We start from the raw sequence: 6,009 nt of genomic DNA, 5'->3' as shown, positions 1-6,009 counted from the left end.
TCCCGAAAGGTCGCCCGAAAGCTCTATTACGTTCAAGTCGACACCACAATTTATTGGTAAAAAATGGAGTCTATTCATGGAGTTACGTGGATCATGGGCTCAGTTAACCGGACAGCAGTGATTCGCCATACTTTTTTGAACGGGCTGTAATCGACCTATTACTAAAGATGGGATATGGCGGCAATCGACAAGACGCTGCTAAAGCCGTTGGTAAATCGGGTGACGGTGGCATAGACGGGATAATAAATGAAGACAAGCTAGGCTTGGACGTAATTTACATTCAGGCGAAGCGATGGGAGGGCACAGTTGGTCGCCCCGAAATCCAGAAGTTTGCAGGCGCGCTGCAAGGAAGGCGCGCTAAAAAGGGGATTTTTATATCTACCTCTTTTTTTCACTAAAGAGGCAAAGGATTATGCTCAGAACATCGACACCCGAATAATACTGATTGATGGTGAACGCCTGTCACAGCTTATGGTTGATCATAATGTTGGTGTATCCACGGCGGGCATCTACGAAATCAAGAAAATTGATTCTGATTACTTCGACGAGTAGGTACCGCCAGACATGGCTAACAGTTGGAATATACCGGACTGGCTCGAACGCGAAGTGATCGAACGCGATCAAGATTGCGTTTACTGTCACGTCGATTTTTCTATCGAACACACTACCCGCAAGACGATCCCAACATGGGAGCACATCGTGAACGATGCCCGGATCGTTACCCGTGAAAATATCGCCCGGTGCTGTTCATCCTGCAATGCCAGCAAGGGTGCGAGAGACCTAGCCGACTGGCTGGAATCCAGTTACTGCGAGCGCAACGGCATAACGCGGGACAGCGTTGCAGACGTTGTTAAACGCGCCCTAGCAAATCCGCCCGAAGTCCCGAGAGGGGCAGGCAGTAGCTAAAAAAACTGCTAGTGTGGGTCAAGGTGTGGGTCTATAGAGAGGCAATAAAAAACCCTAAGAGAATCAATCGCTTAGGGCTTAAAATGGCGGTGGTGGCAGTCTGAGCAGGTATTCTCTCCGGAAAATTCCCTGATAGTGGGAAATCTACAGGGAACTCATCAAATTCACGGCAGTCCCTGGCGAGAACTCCGCCCTACCCGATTAATTTCTTTGACTTTTTCAAAAACTCAGGGTGCCTGAGCCAGCTTAACAGGGAATTTACAGGGATATGCGGGTACAAACGTGTAGGTTGTAGCCTTCAGACCGAAGACAATCAAATTGAAAATGCCCAAGTTCCCGACACCGCCGAACAGGGTTCCTTGATCACCCAGGCTTGACGGCTCAAGCACGCATTCAACATCAATATCGAGGTCTGCGGCGGTTGGGGTGGATGAGCAAAAGTCATCGCCTGCGTTGAGGAATAAGACGTCACCTTTAGAATTCTGGTTCATCTACGCGACAAGGAATAGGACACCCCCAACCTGCCTCACATGGCACCACCATCCCAAGCTCCATCGGAGGCATTGCCTCTTTTCGATCGACCACCGGTTCGGCGACCAAATATTATCGACAAGCCGTTACTTCTGCTTATACATGACCGCATCTTTCTCCAACAGTCTGCGAGGCAAGCGGCACCCGTGAAATTGGGATATTATTCGACCAATGAGCAACGGATTACATGTCATCGGCAAACTGGCAAAAGTGGCGCTGTACTGCGTTATCGGGTCATTCCTGACCCTGCTGGTTGTCTTTATCCGCTATCTCGACAGCAGGCCGGACCTGGCCGTCTGGCACACCGTAGTCCTTGATGAGGAGTTCACCGAAGATTCTCCGGTCGCCACTTTCGAAGAATACCTCGATCTTGAGGATCGGCTATTTGCCCAGCTGGATGAGTTGATCTATTCCGGAGCCGGTCCAGCCAGCGGACTCAAGATAAACCGCTATCAACGTGGCAGTCTCGCAGACCCCCAACGATGGAAACCTGACTGGAATCGCAGTTTCCTGCTGGAGGCAGAATCTCCGAAGGCATCCGTGCTGTTGCTGCACGGGCTGTCTGACGCTCCCTACAGCCTGCACCATCTGGGGAAGCGTTTGCAGGCTGCGGGAGCAACCGGCCTCGGGCTCAGGATACCCGGCCACGGCACGGCTCCCTCCGGCCTGTTGGAGGTAACCTGGCAGGATATGGCTGCGGCCGTGCGCATCGCGGTGAGGCATCTGGCGGAGTCCGAGCCGGCGCTCCCCATCTATCTTGTCGGTTACTCCAACGGCGCGGCACTCGCGGTGCACTACGCCCTCGCGACCCTCGATAATCCCGAGGTGCCGAAGATCGACGGACTGGTGCTGCTTTCGCCTGAGATCGGTGTCACGCCCGCCGCCGCCCTGGCGCGGTGGCAGGCGCGCCTGGGCTACCTGCTCGGCATGGAAAAACTGGCCTGGAATGCAATCCTGCCCGAATACGAACCTTTCAAATACGGCTCGTTCGCAGTAAATGCGGGAGATTTATCACACAGAATTACCACCGAAATTCAACGCGAGATCGAGAGACTGAAAGCAGGCGGCCATCTCGACCGTATGCCGCCGGTGCTGGCATTCTCTTCTGTCATCGATGCCACCGTACAAGCGCCCGCCCTGGTGAGTAACCTGTTCGACCATCTTCCGGCGGGCCGGCACGAATTGGTTCTGTTCGACATCAACCGCCAGTCAGGTATCGAGGACATTCTGCGCTGGCGTCCGGATACCATGCTGTCAGCTCTCCAGCAGGCACCCCGCAATACCTTTGAATTGACTCTGCTGACGAATTCAAATGCGCACAGTTCACAGGTGGTGGCGCGCCACTGGCGGCCCGGACACAAGGGGTTCGACGAGGAAGACCTGCAGCTGAGTTGGCCCCGCGGTGTCTACTCGCTTTCGCACGTTGCCCTGCCGTTCCCGCCGGGTGATCCGCTCTATGGTGGCCACCCGGACCAGCCCAGCCCGGGTATTCGACTTGGCGATATTTCAATCCGCGGCGAAAAGGGTGCCCTGGTCATCAGTGAAGATTCGCTGCTGAGGCTTCGTTGGAATCCTTTCTATTCCTACCTGGAGGCGCGCACCATGGCATTTATTCAGCTTGAGTAGCATACTATCTGCGTAAACTTTTCGCGGCTGGAGTCGCGAATTTACCAACCCCGAATCGGCGCCGGGATACATGACCCTTCTGTGCATGTGTGTATACATGCTCCCGGTATCCAATTCCATATCACAAGGTCTCACGAGAATATGTCTCAACGAGCAGGCGGGATACCAAAGCGGCAGATACGGAGCATCCACCCTAAAGACAACGGACCGAACCCATGTATGATCCGATCCCGGTCAATGGTGGTTTGCGCCTTGCTCTCCACCTTAGTCGGCTGTACCTCCTACGGAAATATCGATAATACGCTGCTGACTCATGGCGATACTGCCTCGACCTATTCGGTCGAGGCATTCCAGCCGCGATTCGCCGAGGGAGAGAATTCGTTTCTTCTGGCATTCTCCGGCGGTGGAACCCGAGCGGCCGCACTCTCCTACGGCGTACTGAAAGCACTGCGGGATGTCGAAGTCGATACCAGCCGTGGAGAGATCCGCCTGCTTGACGCCGTGGACGCTATCAGTTCTGTTTCCGGGGGGAGTTTCACTTCGGTCTACTACGGCCTCCATGGAGACGGTATTTTCTCGGACTACGAATCGGTATTTCTGCGCAAGAATGTGCAGGGAGATCTCCTCAAACGCCTCAGTAACCCCTTTAACTGGTTCAGGTCATTCGGGCGAACGGAGCTGGCTGTAGAGTACTACGAAGGGAACGTATTCCGGGGAGCCACCTACTCTGACCTGCTGAATGCAGGCGGACCGTTGATTCTTGTCAATGCCTCAGACCTGGCGGCCGGCAACAGCATCTGGTTTAGCCAGGACTACTTCAATATGCTTTGCTCCGATATCCTGGACTTTCCCGTATCCAGAGCCGTCGCAGCGTCTTCGGCGGTACCGGGTCTTTTCACGCCAGTGGTACTTCAGAACTTTGCGGACTGCCAATACCAGAGTCCGGTGACCATGGAGTACGCCCACGCTGCTGTGGCGGGCGAACCTCAGTTGGAGATGGAACTGCGAGCGATCGAGAGCTACTTTGACAAGGATAAGCGTCCATACGTGCATCTGGTTGATGGCGGCATTACCGACAATCTGGGGCTGCGCGCCATTTACAACCTCAGCGTGTGGGACGGCGGCGTTAAAAGCTATCTTCAGCGCCACGAAAGAAAGCCACCGCGCCGCGTGGTAATGATCATCGTCGATGCTGCCACGGAGCCCGGGTACCAAATGAACCGGTCGAACAAGGTACCGCATTTGACTGAGGTAATGGAGGCTATGAGCTCTGTACAACTGCATCGCTACACCGCCGGCACGCTGACGCTGGCGCAGCAGGCCCTCGAAGAAGTGAGCCGGGAACTGTCGACACCTGAGCACCCGGTGGAGACATATTTTATCCATCTCAGCCTGAGTCAGGTCACCGACCCTGTCAGGCAGGCGTTCTTCAACAACATACCCACTTCTTTCTCCCTCAGCAACGAACAGGTGGATGCGCTGATCGAAGTCGGAGGCGAGTTGCTACATGCTAATTCGAACTTTCGTAGACTGATGGCCGATATAGAAGCGGTACCTGAATGACGGCCTTTCTTTCCCTACGACAGCTCCGGTCATTGTCAGCCGGAGCAATTTAGCTGGCTGTGCCGTCAAATCAACGGCTATCTCCCGACTTGAAATCTGGAGACCCTTCCGGCGGATAGTCCAATCTGTCCTCCATCTCCCGGATCTGCTCCGCGTCGAACTCGGGAAACGGCAAACGCCCACCTGATCGCCAGGCTCGGACCTGCATTTCGGCTGCCTTTCCTCGCTCATTGTCCAGGCCTGTATCCTGGCCGATGTACGTGGTTTGCGAGGGAAATGCAAAGCCGGTACCAGCCTCCTGGACGATATCCATGATTCTGAAATTGATATCCTCGCAGATTGCCCGAAAGTTCAGAATATCCCGTGTGCGGACATACGCGAAGATAAATATGTCCAGCGAGTAGGCGCCGAAGCTGTGAAATCGAACCTGCAGTTGATCGGGGGACACTTTCGGATGCCCAAGCAACATGCTACGGATATCAGCAATGACATACCGCAGTTGCTCCGGGCTGGTCTCATAGCGCAATCCAAGCGTGGTGTTGTACAGGCGCCTTCTAACCCTTGCATAGTTGGTCAAATCGCGTTGCGCGAATTCTGCATTGGGGATAGTGACAAGCGTGTCGTCAAGCTTGCGCAGCCGCGTCGAGCGCATGCCAATATCCTCAACGGTGCCATAGTCATCGCCAAAGCGACAGAAGTCACCAATACGCACGGGCTTATCGGCAAAAAGCATCAATCCACCGAGGATGTTCTCGAGGCTCGATCGCACCGCCAGCGCTATGGCCAGGCCACCGATACCCACGCCTGCCACAAGGCTATACAAAGGCGCGCCCAATCGATTGCTGATATGAAGAACGATGACCGCCAGCGCCACAATTCCGATAGTGCGTGCAGCGAGGCGCAGTACCTGTGCATCAAGACTTCGGTCGCGAACCTTCGGTGAAGCGATAATCGCTTCGGAAATCGCTATCGAACCGCTCCATACAATCCATGCCAGCGCATAATACACGAAGGCTTCTGCCAACAGCGTGACGCCGCCCGAAACCCATCCTGTCAAGGTGAGCTGACGGTTTACCGCGTAAAGCACCAGCGGAATTAAAAGCAGGGTAAGTGGAGTGAGTACGCGGCCAAGATATACGACCGGAGAATGACCATGAAGATGCCGTTGAGTCCAACGATGTATTAACGCAACGAAGCAAAGACCTGTAACAATCAGCAAGAACAGCGCGGTCCATTTCCACACCGCGTGATTATATATCGTGTCACTGCTGTCCCACAAATTTTCATAGAAGCCTGAGCCGCATCTGTTTAGTTCCATCCGGAGGTTCAGGTGGGTCGCCTCTCAACAACGGCAGCAGGGCGCGACGATCAAATAAATTGAGT

At 54.4% G+C, this 6,009-nt stretch carries 5 protein-coding genes; 4 read left to right on the top strand and 1 reads right to left on the bottom strand.

Translation table 11 applies throughout. From position 1 onward, the window contains the following. The first annotated feature begins 167 nt into the window (after positions 1-167). From DWB85_RS20045 to DWB85_RS19105, 4 genes are all read left to right on the top strand, one after another. Positions 168-398 carry a restriction endonuclease gene (locus DWB85_RS20045; RefSeq protein WP_420820282.1) on the top strand — a complete coding sequence of 77 codons (231 nt, stop codon included), beginning with the start codon at positions 168-170 and terminating at the stop codon, positions 396-398. Beyond that, positions 307-552 (top strand): restriction endonuclease, encoded by a 246-nt coding sequence (locus DWB85_RS19690; RefSeq protein ID WP_205422826.1) that lies wholly within the window; start codon positions 307-309, stop codon positions 550-552. Before DWB85_RS20045 ends, DWB85_RS19690 begins: the two co-directional genes overlap by 92 nt. 1,056 nt (positions 553-1,608) lie before the next feature. After that, positions 1,609-3,063, top strand: a complete 1,455-nt coding sequence (locus DWB85_RS19110) for an alpha/beta hydrolase (RefSeq protein ID WP_117957665.1) — start codon at positions 1,609-1,611, stop codon at positions 3,061-3,063. Between the two features lie 252 nt (positions 3,064-3,315). Next, positions 3,316-4,626: a patatin-like phospholipase family protein gene (locus DWB85_RS19105; RefSeq protein ID WP_162846208.1), complete on the top strand. Its 1,311-nt coding sequence runs from the start codon at positions 3,316-3,318 to the stop codon at positions 4,624-4,626. Positions 4,627-4,696: 70 nt separating this feature from the next. Here DWB85_RS19105 and DWB85_RS19100 read toward each other — a convergent pair whose 3' ends face one another. Next, positions 4,697-5,944 (bottom strand): mechanosensitive ion channel family protein, encoded by a 1,248-nt coding sequence (locus tag DWB85_RS19100; RefSeq protein WP_117957661.1) that lies wholly within the window; start codon positions 5,942-5,944, stop codon positions 4,697-4,699. Positions 5,945-6,009 lie beyond the last annotated feature (65 nt).

The sequence above is a fragment of the Seongchinamella sediminis genome (assembly GCF_003457605.1).
In the GTDB taxonomy this organism is placed as follows: domain Bacteria; phylum Pseudomonadota; class Gammaproteobacteria; order Pseudomonadales; family Halieaceae; genus Halioglobus; species Halioglobus sediminis.
Note: the sequence above shows the minus strand (reverse complement) of the source record. Positions and strands in the feature narration are given on the sequence as shown.

What these genes read in the sequence shown, in the direction of transcription:
- DWB85_RS20045 (WP_420820282.1), top strand. Translation starts at nt 168, where the DNA reads ATGGGATATGGCGGCAATCGACAAGACGCTGCTAAAGCCGTTGGTAAA.
- DWB85_RS19110 (WP_117957665.1), top strand. Translation starts at nt 1,609, where the DNA reads ATGAGCAACGGATTACATGTCATCGGCAAACTGGCAAAAGTGGCGCTG.
- DWB85_RS19100 (WP_117957661.1), bottom strand. Translation starts at nt 5,944, where the DNA reads ATGGAACTAAACAGATGCGGCTCAGGCTTCTATGAAAATTTGTGGGAC.